At 42.8% G+C, this 16,558-nt stretch carries 11 protein-coding genes and 4 pseudogenes; 8 read left to right on the top strand and 7 right to left on the bottom strand.

What is annotated here, in order from left to right:
* Positions 1–19: 19 nt before the first annotated feature.
* A complete protein-coding gene (locus JSQ80_RS25980; protein ID WP_240463818.1) occupies positions 20–952 on the bottom strand; it encodes an ABC transporter ATP-binding protein in 933 nt (310 codons plus the stop codon).
* A gap of 764 nt (positions 953–1,716) precedes the next feature.
* Here JSQ80_RS25980 and JSQ80_RS25970 point away from each other — a divergent pair.
* A pseudogene (locus JSQ80_RS25970) lies at positions 1,717–2,939 on the top strand (APC family permease).
* 78 nt (positions 2,940–3,017) lie between these two features.
* Here JSQ80_RS25970 and JSQ80_RS25965 read toward each other — a convergent pair.
* Positions 3,018–3,824, bottom strand: a complete 807-nt coding sequence (locus JSQ80_RS25965) for an ABC transporter substrate-binding protein (protein WP_206097368.1) — start codon at positions 3,822–3,824, stop codon at positions 3,018–3,020.
* Positions 3,825–4,055: 231 nt separating this feature from the next.
* On the opposite strand from JSQ80_RS25965, the gene JSQ80_RS25960 reads away from it, so the two are divergent.
* On the top strand, positions 4,056–4,931 hold the full coding sequence (locus JSQ80_RS25960) for an MFS transporter (protein ID WP_206097367.1): 876 nt from the start codon (positions 4,056–4,058) through the stop codon (positions 4,929–4,931).
* 399 nt (positions 4,932–5,330) lie between these two features.
* Positions 5,331–5,456: pseudogene (gene polYB / locus JSQ80_RS30135) on the top strand (DNA polymerase IV); the annotation flags it as partial.
* Between the two features lie 128 nt (positions 5,457–5,584).
* Here the strand turns inward: polYB and JSQ80_RS25955 are convergent.
* The 3 genes and pseudogenes from JSQ80_RS25955 to JSQ80_RS25945 all read right to left on the bottom strand — a co-directional run.
* Positions 5,585–6,805, bottom strand: a complete 1,221-nt coding sequence (locus JSQ80_RS25955; RefSeq protein WP_206097366.1) for an IS256 family transposase — start codon at positions 6,803–6,805, stop codon at positions 5,585–5,587.
* 257 nt (positions 6,806–7,062) lie between these two features.
* Entirely contained in the window at positions 7,063–7,539 is a 477-nt protein-coding gene (locus tag JSQ80_RS25950; RefSeq protein ID WP_240463817.1) for a hypothetical protein, read from the bottom strand.
* Positions 7,540–8,040: 501 nt separating this feature from the next.
* Positions 8,041–9,507, bottom strand: a pseudogene (locus JSQ80_RS25945) (IS1182 family transposase); the annotation flags it as partial.
* Between the two features lie 298 nt (positions 9,508–9,805).
* Between JSQ80_RS25945 and JSQ80_RS29880 the strand changes: the two are divergent.
* The 5 genes from JSQ80_RS29880 (at position 9,806) to JSQ80_RS25925 (ending at position 14,445) form a co-directional block, all read left to right on the top strand.
* Positions 9,806–10,273 carry a hypothetical protein gene (locus JSQ80_RS29880; protein ID WP_336245826.1) on the top strand — a complete coding sequence of 156 codons (468 nt, stop codon included), beginning with the start codon at positions 9,806–9,808 and terminating at the stop codon, positions 10,271–10,273.
* Between the two features lie 87 nt (positions 10,274–10,360).
* Positions 10,361–10,753: a hypothetical protein gene (locus tag JSQ80_RS29875; protein ID WP_336245825.1), complete on the top strand. Its 393-nt coding sequence runs from the start codon at positions 10,361–10,363 to the stop codon at positions 10,751–10,753.
* A gap of 73 nt (positions 10,754–10,826) precedes the next feature.
* Positions 10,827–12,008: an extracellular solute-binding protein gene (locus tag JSQ80_RS25935; RefSeq protein WP_206097364.1), complete on the top strand. Its 1,182-nt coding sequence runs from the start codon at positions 10,827–10,829 to the stop codon at positions 12,006–12,008.
* Between the two features lie 117 nt (positions 12,009–12,125).
* A complete protein-coding gene (locus tag JSQ80_RS25930; RefSeq protein WP_206097363.1) occupies positions 12,126–13,226 on the top strand; it encodes a hypothetical protein in 1,101 nt (366 codons plus the stop codon).
* Between the two features lie 247 nt (positions 13,227–13,473).
* Positions 13,474–14,445: a hypothetical protein gene (locus tag JSQ80_RS25925; RefSeq protein WP_206097362.1), complete on the top strand. Its 972-nt coding sequence runs from the start codon at positions 13,474–13,476 to the stop codon at positions 14,443–14,445.
* A 233-nt stretch (positions 14,446–14,678) separates the two neighbouring features.
* Here the strand turns inward: JSQ80_RS25925 and JSQ80_RS25920 are convergent.
* Both JSQ80_RS25920 and JSQ80_RS25915 read right to left on the bottom strand, forming a co-directional pair.
* Positions 14,679–15,897: pseudogene (locus tag JSQ80_RS25920) on the bottom strand (IS256 family transposase).
* A gap of 112 nt (positions 15,898–16,009) precedes the next feature.
* The gene (locus JSQ80_RS25915; protein WP_206097361.1) at positions 16,010–16,504 is read right to left on the bottom strand and encodes a hypothetical protein; all 495 of its coding nucleotides are present in this window, start codon (positions 16,502–16,504) and stop codon (positions 16,010–16,012) included.
* Positions 16,505–16,558 lie beyond the last annotated feature (54 nt).

The raw sequence follows: 16,558 nt of genomic DNA, 5'->3' as shown, positions 1-16,558 counted from the left end.
GCATATCCTCTTTTCCGATTTAATCACGCAACTTTTTACCTGTTAATTGGAGGAAAACAGTTTCCAAATTCGGTTTTTCTACTGCCATATATTTTATATTAAAGTGTTGCTTGATTAATTGTTCCAATATAAGAGGAATACAACTGTCATCTTTGTCTAGTTTAATTTCTAATATCTCTTCGTTAACACTAAAGGACAAAACTCCATCAAAGGACTCGATTACTTTGACAGATTCCGCTGTATTAGCAGTGAATTCCAATCTTAGGCACTGTTCGTGGATATGGTCTGCGATTAATTCGTCAATTGTCCCAAGTGCAATTAACTGACCAAAATCCATGATAGCAACGCGGTCACAGATTGCTTCGATTTCTTCCATATAGTGAGTCGTATAAATGACCGTCGTGCCTTCTTTGTTCATTATACGGATAGATTCCAAGATATGATTGCGTGATTGCGGATCAACCCCAACCGTCGGTTCGTCCATAAATAGAATACGCGGTTTATGCACAATCGCACAAGCAATATTGAGCCTTCGCTTCATGCCGCCTGAAAAGGTGCTCACTTTCGATTTCCTTCTGTCCCACAGACCAGTAAACTCCAGTGCCTTCTTAACCATTTGTGCTAACTCATTTCCTCGCAGACCATACAATCTGCCCCAATAAGTGACATTATCTATCGCATTTAACGTTTCAAATACAGCAACTTCCTGAGGAACGTAACCAATTTTACGTTTAATTTCTGTTGCATGTGTTGAAAAGTCTTTGCCGAGTATCTTCACTGAGCCACTGTTAAAACGTAAAAGTCCTAATATCGTATTCATCAACGTAGACTTCCCAGCCCCATTAGGTCCTAGCAACCCAAATATCTCACCTTCACGTATGCTCAGATTAACCCCTTTCAACACATCGATATTATTGTATTTTTTGACCACGTCTGAAACTTCGATTATCATACGCACATCCTCCATAATACAGGTCGTCATGTTCTACCCCCACATTAATAGTAAATGATAGAAGATTCGAATAAATTCCATCAATAATGATCTACTTGATCAAGCTCCACATTGTGTAACTCAATCTACAAAAAAGCGACCTATATATCCATTTACATATAGGTCGCTTACTCTTATTTATTTGTGCCTAATTACTCATGTATAATTTTCGACATTTTTCAAAAAAAACATAGCTTCGCCCTCTCGTCCAGCCATATTTTTCACCGCACTACTCAAGCTACTTGTTATGTCTCCTTATGACCAATAACGTGCCGAAACATCGATTATTGCCAGTCAGGTTTTGTTATATTCATCTTCATCAATACCATTGATAGGGTTAATATGTTATAAAGCGACAAATTAACACTATCAAATGATACTCCTGTTCATAAACTTTGTCAATACTTGTCAGAAGATTTGTCAATACTTGTCAGAATATAGTTTGAAACTGTAAATATAGTATGTTACAGTTTTTTTAGTGACTGATAGATATTCTTGATGGTAATGTAATTAATTTTAAAAACCTTTCCTAAAAGGAGGAAACAGGATGACTTCCAGCAATGGGGAATTAAAACGAACATTGAATTTCTTTAGTGTATTTATACTAGGAATCGGATTACTGGTACCTACTTCCGCTTTTTTTTGTTTTTGGAATAGCTTCCCAAATTACCAATGGCCATGTTCCGGCGGCATATGCATTTGCTACAGTAGCCATTTTATTCACGGTGCTAAGCTATGCCAAGATGAGCAAAGTGTATCCTAAGGCAGGTTCAGCCTACACCTATGTTCAGCAAACGTTTCATTCGAATATAGGATTTTTGGTCGGATGGGGCGCTTTAATTGATTATTTATTTCTTCCCCTTACATACGTACTGTCCGTCACCATTTATCAGTACCTTTATTTCCTTCTGTACCGTTATGGATATGGGTTGTTACCATTATGACGATCATAACTATCTCGAATTTATTTAATGTGAAAATTGCCGTTTCTTTTACGACTCTGCTGATCATCATTCAGCTCATTACTATAGTGCTGTTCGTTATATTGTTGATTCATTATCAGAGCGTTCAAGGACAGGAGCAGCTAATTTCCTTGCATTCTTTTTACTCCTCATCGCTTAATGCTCCATCGCTACTGTCCGGAGCTGTCATTGTGGCTTACACCTTCATCGGTTTTGATGCCGTAAGCACACTTGCTGAGGAGACGCATAACCCGACGAAAACCATTCCAAAAGTCATGCTGTCCTTGGCGCTTTTCATCGGAATTATGTACGTGATACTCACTTACTTTATGCAAACGGTATTTCCGGACGTTACCATATTCTCCAGTCCTGACGGAGTAGCCTTCGAGATTGCCCAAACGATTGGCGGAATGTTGTTCTCTTCGTTCTTTCTTGGCGTCGTCATTGCCAGCTGTTTAGTCGGCGGTGTCTCCGCCCAAATGGGCATATCACGCTTGCTATTTGCGATGGGGAGAGACCGGGTGCTGCCGAACAAGGTTTTCGGTTATCTGCATCCGACAACGGGTATCCCTGTCTTCAATATTGTGTTTACCGGAGTGTTCGCGGGTCTGCTCTCACTGTTCTTGACACTGGATCAAGTGGCCTCGATCATCAGCTTCGGGGCATACATTGCATTTACATTTGTAAATTTATGTGTAATAAGACATTACTATTTCAAGCAAAGGAACCATTCCGTTAAAGGAATCCTTCAATATGTCCTTCTGCCGTTGCTCGGTATTCTCTTCATTGCGCTTATGTGGTACAACATCAGTCATATCGCTTTAGTTCTGGGAGCCGTATGGAACAGTCTCGGCTTTGTCATACTGCTGTTTTTGACCAAAGGTTTTCGTAAGCCTGCGCCTTCTCTTGCAATGGATGATTCCGATCCCTCGGACAAGGTCATTATTCCGCTTCCGCTCCAAGAAAGGATAGGACGCAACTTCTAGAGACAATATATTTTACATAATAAAGGAACGGGAAAACTAGGTCCCCGCTCCTCATATGTTCTTTTACAATTCATCACATTACCTATTCAATCCATTAATCGTTATTGCTAGAATAAGACTACGCAAATATCCATCGATAAATGCATCCAAATCGCCGTCCATTACGGCACCGACGTTACCGTCCATTACGGCACCGACGTTACCGCCCATTATACGACCCACTTCGCTCCCATCCATCCCAAGGAGTTCACGTGAGAAGAAACGATCGGTGGTCTCTGCACGTTCTCCCCCTACCTCTAAAATCAAATGCTTGGCATCAAGAATCAGAGAAAGAGCTTGTCTGAAATACGGAGAGGATAGAACACCTTCACTCATCTGCTGAAAGCTGAGAAAAGTAATATTACACTCCATACGTGCAGTTCGCCTGTCCCCTTCTATTCCTACCTGACATGACGCATCTTGATCTACGGATGGGACACTTTGCAGATCGTAGGTGCTCTCCTGGCTATCTATCGTGTCTTCGTAAGTTGGTACGATCCAAATCTCGACTCTATCAAGCAAAGCTCGCTCACGAAAATAGGATGAAAAAGCCTCCAGCACAACCATCGATTCATCATTTCGGACTAAACGGAATGGGCCTGTCCCAATTAAATTATTTCTGCCATTCATCTGGGATCGTCTAGCAGCTTGTTCTTGCATAATGGACAAATGTGGACTACAAACAAACCGATCAAACCAGTACTGTGTGTCAAACCAATTTTGGAACTGTTCATGGGCAAGAGGAAGCGTTTTTTTATAGGTATGATGAAGCGCTAGTGCTTCTTTAATTTTTCCTTGGTAGACAAGTTCTTTTGCAATCTTTTGATAGATATTTCCCAATTCCACTAGAAAAAATAGCTGAGAGCGATTCCCTCTTCCTATGCCGGGAACCCATCTAGCGCCCTTTCTACTCTTGTACTTATACGAGAAGTTGGACGGTTCCGTTCTGTTGCCTTTGATTATCGTCGGATTGCAACCTTTAGCAGAGATTGTAGTTACGATCGCAGGCGGCAGTATTACGGATCGTTACGGGAGAAAGCCCATCATCATGTTTTCCTTATTCTTACAATAGGAGCGATGACCGGATTTATGCTTGCTGATTCAGTTTGGTTATTCGCATTTTTATATATCCTGAATGGAATTGGCCAGTCCTTCTACATTCCGGCAGAACGGGCTCAGATTGCCGATATCGTCCCGGATGAGAAGCGTGCGGAAGTATATGGTGTATTAAACACCTTGGGGTATATCGGGCAAGGACTTGGTCCTGTACTCGGTTTGCTGGTATTTGTCTTAGAGCCCGCTCTCGTATTCGGTTTGCAAGCATGTTCGCTCCTCATCTACTTGCTTGTATTTTGGAAGACCACCCATGAGACTGCACCGCTAAATCACCTGAATGAACCTTTGGCAACGGTCGTTGTTCAAGATTCTCAGACCGATCGTTCTATAGATAAGTCACGATCTGTATTCAGACGAACAAAACAGTTCGTATTCCTTCACCAACACGTAATACTTCTTATGCTGTGTACATTACCAATCAGTTTCTTTTATGCACAGACAGAAACAACTTTTCGTATACATGCTCAAGCTATCTTTACCGATCACTTGTCTGTGATCGCTATTCTGGCTACCGTAAAAGCTTGCCTATCTGTTGGACTGCAAGTCTGGCTTATCAAAAAAACGGAGCATATGTTGCTCATAACCATCATGTTAATCACTTGTCTCTGTTATACCATGACATCACTTTTATACGGGTTCGCCTCCGTGTTGTGGCCTTTACTGGTGGCTCAATTGACGATGACAATCGGAGAAAGCTTAGGACTTTCCAGGCTTCATCAGTACGTCGCTGGTATTGCACCAGTTACGGATCGAGGGCTATATTTCTCAATTCATGGAACACATTGGGATATATCTCGTTCCATTGGACCTTATTTAGGCGGTATCGTATTCATCTAGACAAGTGGCGCTGTATTATTTATAATCGTCTCTATACTACTCGTCGTCTCATATCTATCATTCCGATGCCTATTATCTCGTAATGTTCGCGCGGCTAACAATCTTTAGTGAATTTAAAGGTTAGTTGAACAGTCGCTTATTACGCGCTTAAACTTACTACTAGTAGATTAAGAAATGGTTGCAGGCGGTGGTAATTTTTTTCCGTCACCACGCATAAATGCATCAACAAATACATGGAGCAGCTGCCACCGGCAAACTGCTCCATGTAGTCGTTTTATCAGCAGTTGATATCTCTTCAATACCTTTTGACAAAAGATCTCTAAGTTCGTTTAAAGCATGCTCTTGCCGTATTCAGGTTGCTTTTTTTCCGACACTCTAAGTGGCTTGCTGACTGTCTAGAAGGCTGCCCATCCCGAATACAAGGATAAACCTTTAGTTGTATCAGGAGATCCTGCCCGCCGGTCGGGAATTATTCTGGCAGCTTGTCCGCTCGAAATTGGTACCGGGGCATCGGTAAAGCCCCGGTTCTGAAACCATGGAGCCCGGAGTATACCGTACATTACTGTTGCGGCGGTTTGGGTTTCGAGGGTCTGTCAAGAAATATGTGTAAACTTATTTATAAGAAACTCCCCTTCGGAGGGGGGGTTAACTCTTTAGCGTAAATGTTGACCGACCCGATCTGGAAAGAATACAGAGAACTGGAGCAGCATTTGCCCCCAATTCTGTACACGCCCCGTCCATTTGCGAACAACATCCATCGTCGAGAGATAGAGCATTTTGAGCAAGGCTTCGTCCGACGGAAAAATACTCTTGCCCTTTGTTACTTTGCGCAGCTGACGATGATAGCTTTCGATCATATTCGTGGTATAGATAAGCTTTCGAATTTCCGGAGGATACTTGAAGAAGGTTGCTAACTCCGCCCAATTATTACGCCAGGAACGAACGATGAGTGGATACTTTGTTCCCCAGATTTCTTCGAAGCGATCGAGCTCAACAAGAGCAGCTTCTTCCGTTGTGGCCTTGTAGATCGGTTTAAGATCCGCCGTTACCTTCTTGAGGTCTTTATAGGAAACGTAGCGCGTGGAATTACGGATTTGGTGGATGATGCACTTCTGAATTTCGGTCTGTGGATAGCAAGCCGTGATGGCCTGAGAGAAGCCGGTCAGGTTGTCCACACAGGTGATCAGAATATCTTGTACACCACGATTCTTCAACTCATTGAGTACGCTGAGCCAAAACTTGGCGGACTCATTCTCGCCGATCCACATGCCCAGCACGTCCTTGTTACCGTCAAGATCGATGCCGATGACCATGTACGCAGCCTTGTTGACAATAGCGCCATCTTGCTTCACCTTAAAGTGAATGGCATCAAGAAAGACAACGGCATACACGCTCTGAAGCGGCCGATTCTGCCACTCCTTAATGAGTGGCATGATTTTGTTAGTCACGTTGGAAATGAGCGTCGGTGAGACGTCGATTCCGTACAGGTTGTTTAGGTGGTTTTGGATATCTCGCGTACTTACTCCTTTGGCGTAGAGCGCAATAATCTGTTCTTCAATCCCCGTCACGTTGGATTGGTGCTTCTTGACAACGAGCGGATCGAAATCGCTATGACGATCGCGTGGAACGGTGATTTCCTGCTCACCGTATTCGCTCGTGATGGTTTTACGGCTTTTGCCATTCCGGCTATTTGTCGTTGCCTTATTCTTGGTCTGATGCTTTTCGTATCCCAGATGCGTGTCCATCTTAGCCTCCAGCATTTCCTGGATTGTTTCGGCAAAGAGGTCTTTCAGGGCATTTTGCGCATCCTGAGCGGTGACCAGATTATTCTCTTTGATAAATGCTCGCAGTTGCTCTTTCGTCCACAGTCCCATGTGTTCTCCACAACCTTTCTTCTACTTCCATTTTAGTAGGTTTTGGAGTTTACACAATCTATTTTACAGACTCTGCCAATATGGATCACAGGCACTTTTTTGTAACAAAAGATGATGTATTGAATCTGTACTTCTATACCAAACTTATTTTATCTGCTTCTTAATCACTATTTTTATGTTTTTATTGATCATTATTAATTGTAATCCTTGAATTTAATATAACATTTTCTTTACTCCATCTAAACTATTCAAATTTATTAAGGTTGTATTATCGCACCTGTCAGAGTAATCGCTCCAACTGCGCTAGCTGTACCAACTGTAGTTAATGCTGATAATGAATATACGACGCTACCAGTACCAGGAGTAAGATCAACGTGGTTAATACTTGTTGAACCAAAGCGATTTCCAATACCATGTTCGTTAATGCTGAAAATAACGATTGCACCACGCAGAATTTGCAATTGGAGAATAGAATTACCTGCGGTATCTTGCCAGCCAACAATTCCTGTTAGCCAAATACGGCTTCCTGTAGGTACTCCTGTCATCGTTATTGTTTTTAAGGTTGTTGCCACACTGCTTATTGCAATTGCTGAACTACCAGAGGTGTTTGGATTATTCTCAGATACTTGAAACTGTTGAAAAATACCTGTTGCACCGGTGACTCCAGTCACTCCAGTGGCTCCAGTAACTCCAGTAACTCCAGTTGTGCCAGTTGCTCCAGTGGCTCCAGTCACTCCGGTTACTCCAGTAACACCTGTGGCTCCAGTTGATCCAGTAGCTCCTGTAGTGCCAGTGGCTCCGGTGACTCCTATAAGAATTCTCGAAGGTATTATAGGAAAAATACTCTTACAACCCTTTGGTGGGATTAAAGAAGGAGGAAGTGCGTTTAATGGGTAATACCAAACGACAACCATAAACACACCCTTTCTTACGACATTCTAAAAGTTCATCAATATTAACGTGTTTTTTGACTGCATATTTTATGTGCAAAAACTAGTGCCTGAAACATGTACTTTGTTAATTAAATACAAAGTCTGTCTAGTTACAAAATTTATTAATTTGTTACAAAGTTTATTTTTAGATAAAATCAATATTTAACGCATTCACCCGTGGAGATAAAAAAAGAAGCCGCTATTTAGAGATCCCTGCAAAAGCCTCAATATTATCGAGGTGAAAGCCAAAAAATGAAAAAAAGAGTCCCATGAGAGAAAAAAGCAGTCTATCCTCACCTTAGGAGTAGGCTGCTTTTGCTCTATTAGCTTTACCATCCGCTTTGCATTTACAACGAACGCGGTGAGGTAGGCTTGTATTCGCATACGAAAGAGACCTCGATATTTAGCCGTGTCCATACCGTGGAATCTTTTCATTTCTGCATTTTTATGTTCAATGATTGGTCTACGCTTGATTCGTTCCTTGAACGCATCGCTTAATTCGAACTCGATCTGTTCCTTGAAATGTTCGGCGATGATTCGAATCGAGTAGGTTTTGCTCTTGGCGCCTGGCTTGTAACATCCTTCACGCATCGGACACGTCTTGCACTTCTCGACGTCAAAGTAATACACGAGAGAGCGACTGTCTCCACTGGTCTACCTTGAATCGCTTTTCGCTTACTTCGCTCGCCAGCCGGACAGACGACGAAATCGGCGTCCTTGTTGTAATCCTCCCTGACGCTGGCCTCCCTCGTGAACGATGGGGTTCAGTGGAACAACAGGCGATATGTTTTCCTTTTTCATTCTCGCTAAATTAGTTTACCGGAATATGCGGTATCCGCAATGATTTCGCTTACGTTTATGCCATTTGCTGTTGTCTGTTCGAGCAACGCCACCAATTGCTTAGCGTCGTCGGTGCTTCCCGGTGTCACCTCTAGGGCGGTAATGATTTCTTCTTCCGTCATTGCAATATGTTCTTTGTACCCAAAAACGATTTGGAACTGCTCTTCCAGCCGAAGCGCGCATCTGGGTCGATGGCTGAGAGAATCCCCTTATATGAGAGTAGGATCGTCCTCGACAATCTGCTTAGCGATGCCAAGTTTATCGCTCACCGCACCTTCATGATCCGGCAAGAGCTCCTCTACCGTCTGGCCAAGCTGCGCCAAGTAGGCCAGCATGAATTGCTCGGCATCCGCTTGCTCACTTTTGACGGATGGTAGCTTAGGGAGTTTCTTCTCTAGCTTGAGATGATGTTTGGTGACAACTCGAAACAGTCGCTTGGCTGCACCACGCAATACGTCGAGCGGTCGTTGCTTTTGGCTGCCTGCCTGCGTGTGTGTTGCGTCCATAATGATGGATTTGCTTTTCACCAATCCCTGTTCCATGCACTGGCCAACCACATGTTTCAGCACATCTTCAACTTGATTGGCTCCCAAGCGGTGATTTCGGAACCGTGACAACTGTGAACGCATCTGGAAGCGGGTCTTCTCGATTGATCCCAATAAACCATTTGTATGCCAGATTTACTTGAGCTTCCTGTATGATTCGCTCATCCGAGAGATTGTACAGGATCTGTAAGAACAACAAACGAAAAAGTAATTCCGGTTCGTTTGCCGGTCTCCCATAATACTTACAGTAAGAATGCTCTACTAGTTCATGAATAAATCCAAAATCTACAGTGGTATGTATTTTTTGAAGCAGGTGGTTTTATGGTACAAGTTTATATAACTCCGCATGAAACGATGCGGTTAATTGTTTGGCTGGCTGTAGCAAATCCTCTCATCTCGCTTTCCCTTTTCTCCCAGTATACAACAAACCCAGTACCGACGCGGTACTGGGTTGCTTTTTACATAAACTGTATTCGTTTTGCAGGGATCTCCGAAAGGGTGCTTTTTTTATGTGCTCCGATAATTCTATCCAAACATTAATATTTTCTTAATTTTTATTCATATAAAGTTTCGTGGTTAAGTTCTATTCCATTCATTAGCATTATAGCTATCAGGTGTTCCATTATAGGAGGAAATAAAATAAACATTAAAAAGCAATTCTAGCGTCTATGATCGTATCGAGTATGTTAGTTGCCGAGGCAGGCCCGATTCCTGCAGGAGCCGAGGCTGCGCAAGAGCGGAAGCAAACAGATAACAAGAAGGTTCAAATCGACCAGAAGTTGGCCGCCAAGCTGCAAAAAGCGGTAAAGCAATTTGCGAGGAAAGAGGTAAAGTTGCAGGATACTGCCGAGTCTACATTTAATACAGAGACGCAGGTTAAATCGGTAGATGGAAAGTATGTCGTTGTCTTCGATTATAAAAAAGGAGAAGTATGGCAGATCAACGGAACGATCCCAATCGATAAAATCAGCAAACAGGATCAGGAGAAGATCCTGAAAGCACTGAAAAGTGCATACGCGAAGAAAACATACGTCCTTGATAAAGAAGTGGTTCTGAGTCGCCTTTATGATGGTAAAAATGAAAAATTAAAAGATGATTATTTTTCGTATCGGTTGACAGGGAAGGATTTTGAGGCACATTGGAGAGCATGAGGTAAGGCGGAATTTGAGAGTAGAGTTTTAATAAAGCTTGCCAAGGAACAGCTCGATTCAAAGTCGCTGGAAACGGCAGCAAAAGCGATGAAAACGGCATTTGATCATGATTTTGAAATCACAGAAGCTCAACTTCATTCTGACGGTGACAAAGTTCAAATGTTAGCACTTAGGGATAACGATGTTTCACTTCATATGGAAGCAAAAAAGGGAAAGGTCTTGAACGTAAGTCATATTACAAGAAAAAAGGTAACGACCAACCAAGAGGTTACGGAAAAAGATGCAAAGGAAGTGGTCGCTCCGCTTGCCAAGGAATTATTCAATATCGATATTTCGGGATGTGAAGTGAAGTGGGACAACCTATTTAAAGATTATTATTTTGTTAAAGGCAAAGAGACGGTATTGAAAGCAGCATTGGATGCTGATAAGAAACCCGTGTACATCATATTGAGTGGCTCAGGGTTAATGGTGGGGAATTAGATGTTAGGGTTCATTGCAAACTGCGCTGAATAAAAAGGGAGCATTTGACCTGGATTATGGAAAATATTTTAAGATGAACTACCCGCAAATTGAAGTTGAAGTCATCCCTATAATTCAGGTACTGAAAAATCTCGGGAAAATGATTATACCAGATGAATATGATTCAGAAGTAAGGAAGTTGTTGGAGCGCTCTGGAGCAGATGTGCTATTGCTGGATCAGCAAAATTTTGAGCAATTCGCCGCCAATGGGAAGCTGTACGGCATAGAGGAAGCGATTCGGCAGAACAACTATGATATCGAAGGGTTCATGCCGGGACTGATCGATGTGATCAAAAATTTAGGCGACGGCAAGCTATATGGGCTGACTCCTGCAGTCTACATTAAGGCTTTGCGCTATAACACCGCATTGTTCCGGGAGAATCAGATCGATCCGCCAACGAACAAGATGACCTGGCGGGAGGTTTTCGAGCTAGGTGAAAGATTTTCCAATATCAAACACGGCGATCGTCCGGTGCGCGGCGTTTTTCTTGATGACTTGAGAGGTGTTGGCGACTTGATGTACGATATCGCCAAGACCTACGGATTGCAGCTGTTCGATCCGAAGGGAGAGAAGGTACTCATTAATTCCAAAGGCTGGAAAGAGGCGATGAGTCTGGCTACGGATGCAGTACGCAACAATGTGGTATATTTCGACCCCGTAGCTCAACTCGATTCGTCGCAAAACCTCTTCGACGACGGCGTGGCCGCGATGACGTTCAAAGGTGTCCCCCATGCGGGAGAAGTCGGATTTAACACGGATAAGGCGCCGGTAGAGTGGGAAGCTGTCACGGTACCGATTGATCCTGCGGATGAATCTACAGGCGTGTACCTTGACTCTCTCTTTGCGATTGCCGCCGACTCGTCTAATAAGCGAGCTGCCTGGGAATTCGTCAAGTTCGTGTGCGGCCCGGAAATGGCTCATGCCCGTTCGAAAACGATGGACGGCACTTTGCCTTCGCGTACCGGATATGTGAAGGAATTCAAGGGCAAGAGCATGGAAGCGTTCTATATGCTGAAGATCAAGCAGGCTGACTCCATACGGCAGAGCGGTCGTGTTCCATTCAAGTTCTTCACGCTGTTCGATGAGCCGCTGCGGGAAGAGCTGCAAGCCGTTGTCGATAACAAGAAGTCAGTGGATGAAGCGGCTGCCGTATTGGAGGCCAAGGCGCAAGAGTTGCTTATAAAAGCGCGAGCAGCGTCAGGTAAGAAGCCTTAAGGAATAGTAACGTGTTCTTAATTGATGTTAATGGAATGTTATGTGGTTATTTACCAATTCCTACGCTAAAATATCTAATCGATTTTATATTCAAGTAATTACATAGGAGGATTTATCATGAATTTGAAAAAAGCAATCGTCGCAACACTGGTCGTATCCAGCATGCTGACTACATTGGCAGGCCCGATTCCTGCGGGGGCCAAGGCGCAAGAACAGAAACAATCGGATCACCGGACGATTCAAATAGATCCGAAGCTTGCTGAAAAGCTGAATCAAGCGATAAAATTATTTGCCGGGAAAGATGTTGAATTGCAGAAGGTGGGCAAGCGTGAATTAATTTATAATAAGGGTCTGGCAGAAGTTCGATCGGTAGATGGAAAATATTGTGTACAATTTGACAGTCTTAAGGATAAGGAAATTATCTTGTTGGTAGGCGGCCAAACCACGATCGACCAAATCAGCAAGCAGCATCAAGAAGAAGTCTTAAAGTGGTTGAAAGTAATAGATGCGAAATATGCAAAGTATGCAAAGAAGAAGTACGCCTTTGAACAAGAAGTTTGGGTGCGTAAACTAAACGTTAGAGCATATAATCCTCTTGACAGAGTAAAGCTATCTAAGGAGAAACGGTACGAATTGAAAGGAAAAGATTTCTCCACTTCCTCAATCGATTTTGATGATGATGGTCATATGATAATTCATTATCTCCGTATTGATTTTGATAAGAAAGAGCTTGATCCGAAATTGCTGCCAACAGTTATAGCTGCTGCTAAGACGGCGTTTCAACATAAATTTGAAATGACAAGTGCTCAGCTTGCAGTTAATGTATTCCCAATAACGGCTCATGGGAAAAATAAAGCAGAGGCAGCGTGGGTATTTCATGACGGCAAAGTTACGGTTTATGCGGATCCCAATACAGGAGAAATAAAAGGCATGTACAATGAGCTTGGAATAAGAGTACGAGATCATAAGGGAATTTCAGAAAAAGAGGCGAAAGAAGCGGTTGCCCCGTTAGCGAAGAAATTATTTAATATCGACATGAATGGACATAGCGTAAAATGGGATGAACACAGGAAGGATTATTATTTCACCAGCAAAAATGGCATGAATGTGAGAGCAGCGCTCGATGCGAATAAAAAGATTGTATACATATGCGCCGGGAAAGCTGCTGATGCGCAGTTCGACGGTTATGTAGCAGATATGGAAGTGAAATCTAAATAAACGTTGCAAATGAACCATTTAATTATATTTTGACTCAGTATCGAATAATCCACTGGCTTCCATATGTCGGTGGATTTTTTTGTGTATTTGTCTAAAAATGTTGATCCGTATCACCAATCTCATGGCGTATATGATAATGAATTCAGAGTGTTAGAGATATGATGTCACAAATGAGCGGGTTGAAACTGTTATATATTGTAGGCGATACAACAGTGGTACGCAATGAGAATATGTAGGAGGGGTTAGTATGAATTTAAAAAAAGCAATTCTAGCGTCTATGATCGTACCCAGTATGTTAGTTGCCGTGGCAGGCCCGATTGCTGCAGGAGCCGAGGCTGCACAAGCGCAGAAGCAAACGGATAATAAGAAGGTTCAGATCGACCAGAAGCTGGCGGCCAAGCTGCAAAAAGCGGTAAAGCAATTCGCGGAGAAAGAGATAAAGTTGCAGGAGGCTGCCGAGACTACATTTGCTACAGATGCAAAGGTTACATCGATTGATGGAAAATATGTCGTCTACTTCGATTATAAAAAAGGAGAAGTAAGGCAGATCAACGGAACGATCCCAATCGATAAAATCAGCAAACAGGATCAGGAGAAGATCCTGAAAGCACTGAAAAGTGCATACGCGAAGAAAACATACGTCCTTGATAAAGAAGTGGTTCTGAGTCGCCTTTATGATGGTAAAAATGAAAAACTAAAAGATGATTATTTTTCGTATTGGTTGACAGGGAAGGATTTTGAGGCACATTGGGAAGCATCGGGTAAGGCGGAATTTGAGAGTAGAGTTTTAATAAAGCTTGCCAAGGAAGAGCTCGATTCAAAGTCGCTGGAAACGGCAGCAAAAGCGATGAAAACGGCATTTGATCATGATTTTGAAATCACAGAAGCTCAACTTTATTCTAAAGGTGACAAAGTTCAAACGTTATCACTTAAGGATAACGATGTTTCACTTCAGATGGAAGCAAAAAAGGGAAAGGTCTTGAACGTATTTTATAATACAAGAAAAAAGGTAACGACCAACCAAGAGGTTACGGAAAAAGATGCAAAGGAAGTGGTCGCTCCGCTTGCCAAGGAATTATTCAATATCGATATTTCGGGATGTGAAGTGAAGTGGGACAACCTTTTTAAAGATTATTATTTTGTTAAAGGCAAAGAGACGGTATTGCAAGCAGCGTTGGATGCTGATAAGAAACCCGTGTACATCAGATCGAGCAAATAGACGTTAACTGTATTCGTTTTGCAGTAGTCTCTATTTAGTGACTTCTTTTGAAGATAAATATGTAGTGCTGAAGTTTGAAGCATAATGTTGCCGCTGTTGTTTTGAAGCATAAGCTTGCCAGTTCGGCAATATTTTAGTTCAAAGCACATCTAAATCTCCTGTCCATAGGGTCTGTCAAGAAATATGTGTAAACTCATTTATAAGAAACTCCCCTTCGGAGGGGGATTAACTCCTTAGCGTAAATGTTGACCGACCCGATCTGGAAAGAATACAGAGAACTGGAGCAGCATTTGCCCCCAATTCTGTACACGCCCCGTCCATTTGCGAACAACATCCATCGTCGAGAGATAGAGCATTTTGAGCAAAGCTTCGTCCGACGGAAAAATACTCTTGCCCTTTGTTACTTTGCGCAGCTGACGATGATAGCTTTCGATCATATTCGTGGTATAGATAAGCTTTCGAATTTCCGCAGGATACTTGAAGAAGGTTGCTAACTCCGCCCAATTGTTACGCCAGGAACGAACGATGAGTGGATACTTTGTTCCCCAGATTTCTTCGAAGCGATCGAGCTCAACAAGAGCAGCTTCTTCCGTTGTGGCCTTGTAAATCGGTTTAAGATCCGCCGTTACCTTCTTGAGGTCTTTATAGGAAACGTAGCGCGTGGAATTACGGATTTGGTGGATGATGCACTTCTGAATTTCGGTCTGTGGATAGCAAGCCGTGATGGCCTGAGAGAAGCCGGTCAGGTTGTCCACACAGGTGATCAGAATGTCTTGTACACCACGATTCTTCAACTCATTGAGTACGCTGAGCCAAAACTTGGCGGACTCATTCTCGCCGATCCACATGCCCAGCACGTCCTTGTTACCGTCAAGATCGATGCCGATGACCATGTACGCAGCCTTGTTGACAATAGCGCCTTCTTGCTTCACCTTAAAGTGAATGGCATCAAGAAAGACAACGGCATACACTCTGAAGCGGCCGATTCTGCCACTCCTTAATGAGTGGCATGATTTTGTTAGTCACGTTGGAAATGAGCGTCGGTGAGACGTCGATTCCGTACAGGTTGTTTAGGTGGTCTTGGATATCTCGCGTACTTACTCCTTTGGCGTAGAGCGCAATAATCTGGTCTTCAATCCCCGTCACGTTGGATTGGTGCTTCTTGACAACGAGCGGATCGAAATCGCTATGACGATCGCGTGGAACGGTGATTTCCTGCTCACCGTATTCGCTCGTGATGGTTTTACGGCTTTTTCCATTCCGGCTATTTGTCGTTGCCTTATTCTTGGTCTGATGCTTTTCGTATCCCAGATGCGTGTCCATCTCAGCCTCCAGCATTTCCTGGATCGTTTCGGCAAAGAGGTCTTTCAGGGCATTTTGCGCATCCTGAGCGGTGACCAGATTATTCTCTTTGATAAATGCTCGCAGTTGCTCTTTCGTCCACAGTCCCATGTGTTCTCCACAACCTTTCTTCTACTTCCATTTTAGTAGGTTTTGGAGTTTACACAATCTATTTTACAGACTCTGTCCATACAATTTTTCGCATGTAATACACTCTCCCTATTCACTTTATTTCATGCTGTGCGTCATTAAGCTTATCTACAAATGGTTTAAAATATTGCTCCTCTGCTTTTTGACGTGCTCTCACTGCGTCTTCAAAGGTACTATGTCGCCCTAGATAATGATTAGTCCCTTTGAATCCAAGCATAGCCTTGTATGAGGCAACCCCATTTTTGTTATAACTTACGGTCACGCCTTTATGCCCAGTCTTATAATCGGAACGTCGCTTGCGAGTGAGATTAGGAACAACAACACCATCAACAGTATATTCATCGTGAAGAATGCTTTTAGCATACTTAATTGATTCATTGAGTATGCAACCACAAGATATTGTCCTTCCTGATAGAAGGTTTTGAGAAGAAACTATACATGTATTTCCGCATTCGCATCTACATTTCCATCGTACTTTACGATCCTTTGGATTTGGCGATTTATGACTAGTCTTTTCTATGACTTCTAGTTTCCCAAAAATTTCACCTAGAATTGATAGCATCCGCAAGATGTTGTATGCCCATTTCTTAAATGAGGCATACGTACCGTAACATTACTGCCA

This window comes from Paenibacillus apiarius (genome assembly GCF_017052585.1).
Classification (GTDB): domain Bacteria; phylum Bacillota; class Bacilli; order Paenibacillales; family Paenibacillaceae; genus Paenibacillus_B; species Paenibacillus_B apiarius.
Note: the sequence above shows the minus strand (reverse complement) of the source record. Positions and strands in the feature narration are given on the sequence as shown.

What these genes read in the sequence shown, in the direction of transcription:
- JSQ80_RS25925 (WP_206097362.1), top strand. Translation starts at nt 13,474, where the DNA reads ATGAATTTAAAAAAAGCAATTCTAGCGTCTATGATCGTACCCAGTATG.
- JSQ80_RS29875 (WP_336245825.1), top strand. Translation starts at nt 10,361, where the DNA reads ATGAAAACGGCATTTGATCATGATTTTGAAATCACAGAAGCTCAACTT.
- JSQ80_RS25980 (WP_240463818.1), bottom strand. Translation starts at nt 952, where the DNA reads ATGATAATCGAAGTTTCAGACGTGGTCAAAAAATACAATAATATCGAT.
- JSQ80_RS25930 (WP_206097363.1), top strand. Translation starts at nt 12,126, where the DNA reads ATGAATTTGAAAAAAGCAATCGTCGCAACACTGGTCGTATCCAGCATG.
- JSQ80_RS25960 (WP_206097367.1), top strand. Translation starts at nt 4,056, where the DNA reads ATGACCGGATTTATGCTTGCTGATTCAGTTTGGTTATTCGCATTTTTA.
- JSQ80_RS25935 (WP_206097364.1), top strand. Translation starts at nt 10,827, where the DNA reads ATGAACTACCCGCAAATTGAAGTTGAAGTCATCCCTATAATTCAGGTA.
- JSQ80_RS29880 (WP_336245826.1), top strand. Translation starts at nt 9,806, where the DNA reads ATGTTAGTTGCCGAGGCAGGCCCGATTCCTGCAGGAGCCGAGGCTGCG.
- JSQ80_RS25955 (WP_206097366.1), bottom strand. Translation starts at nt 6,805, where the DNA reads ATGGGACTGTGGACGAAAGAGCAACTGCGAGCATTTATCAAAGAGAAT.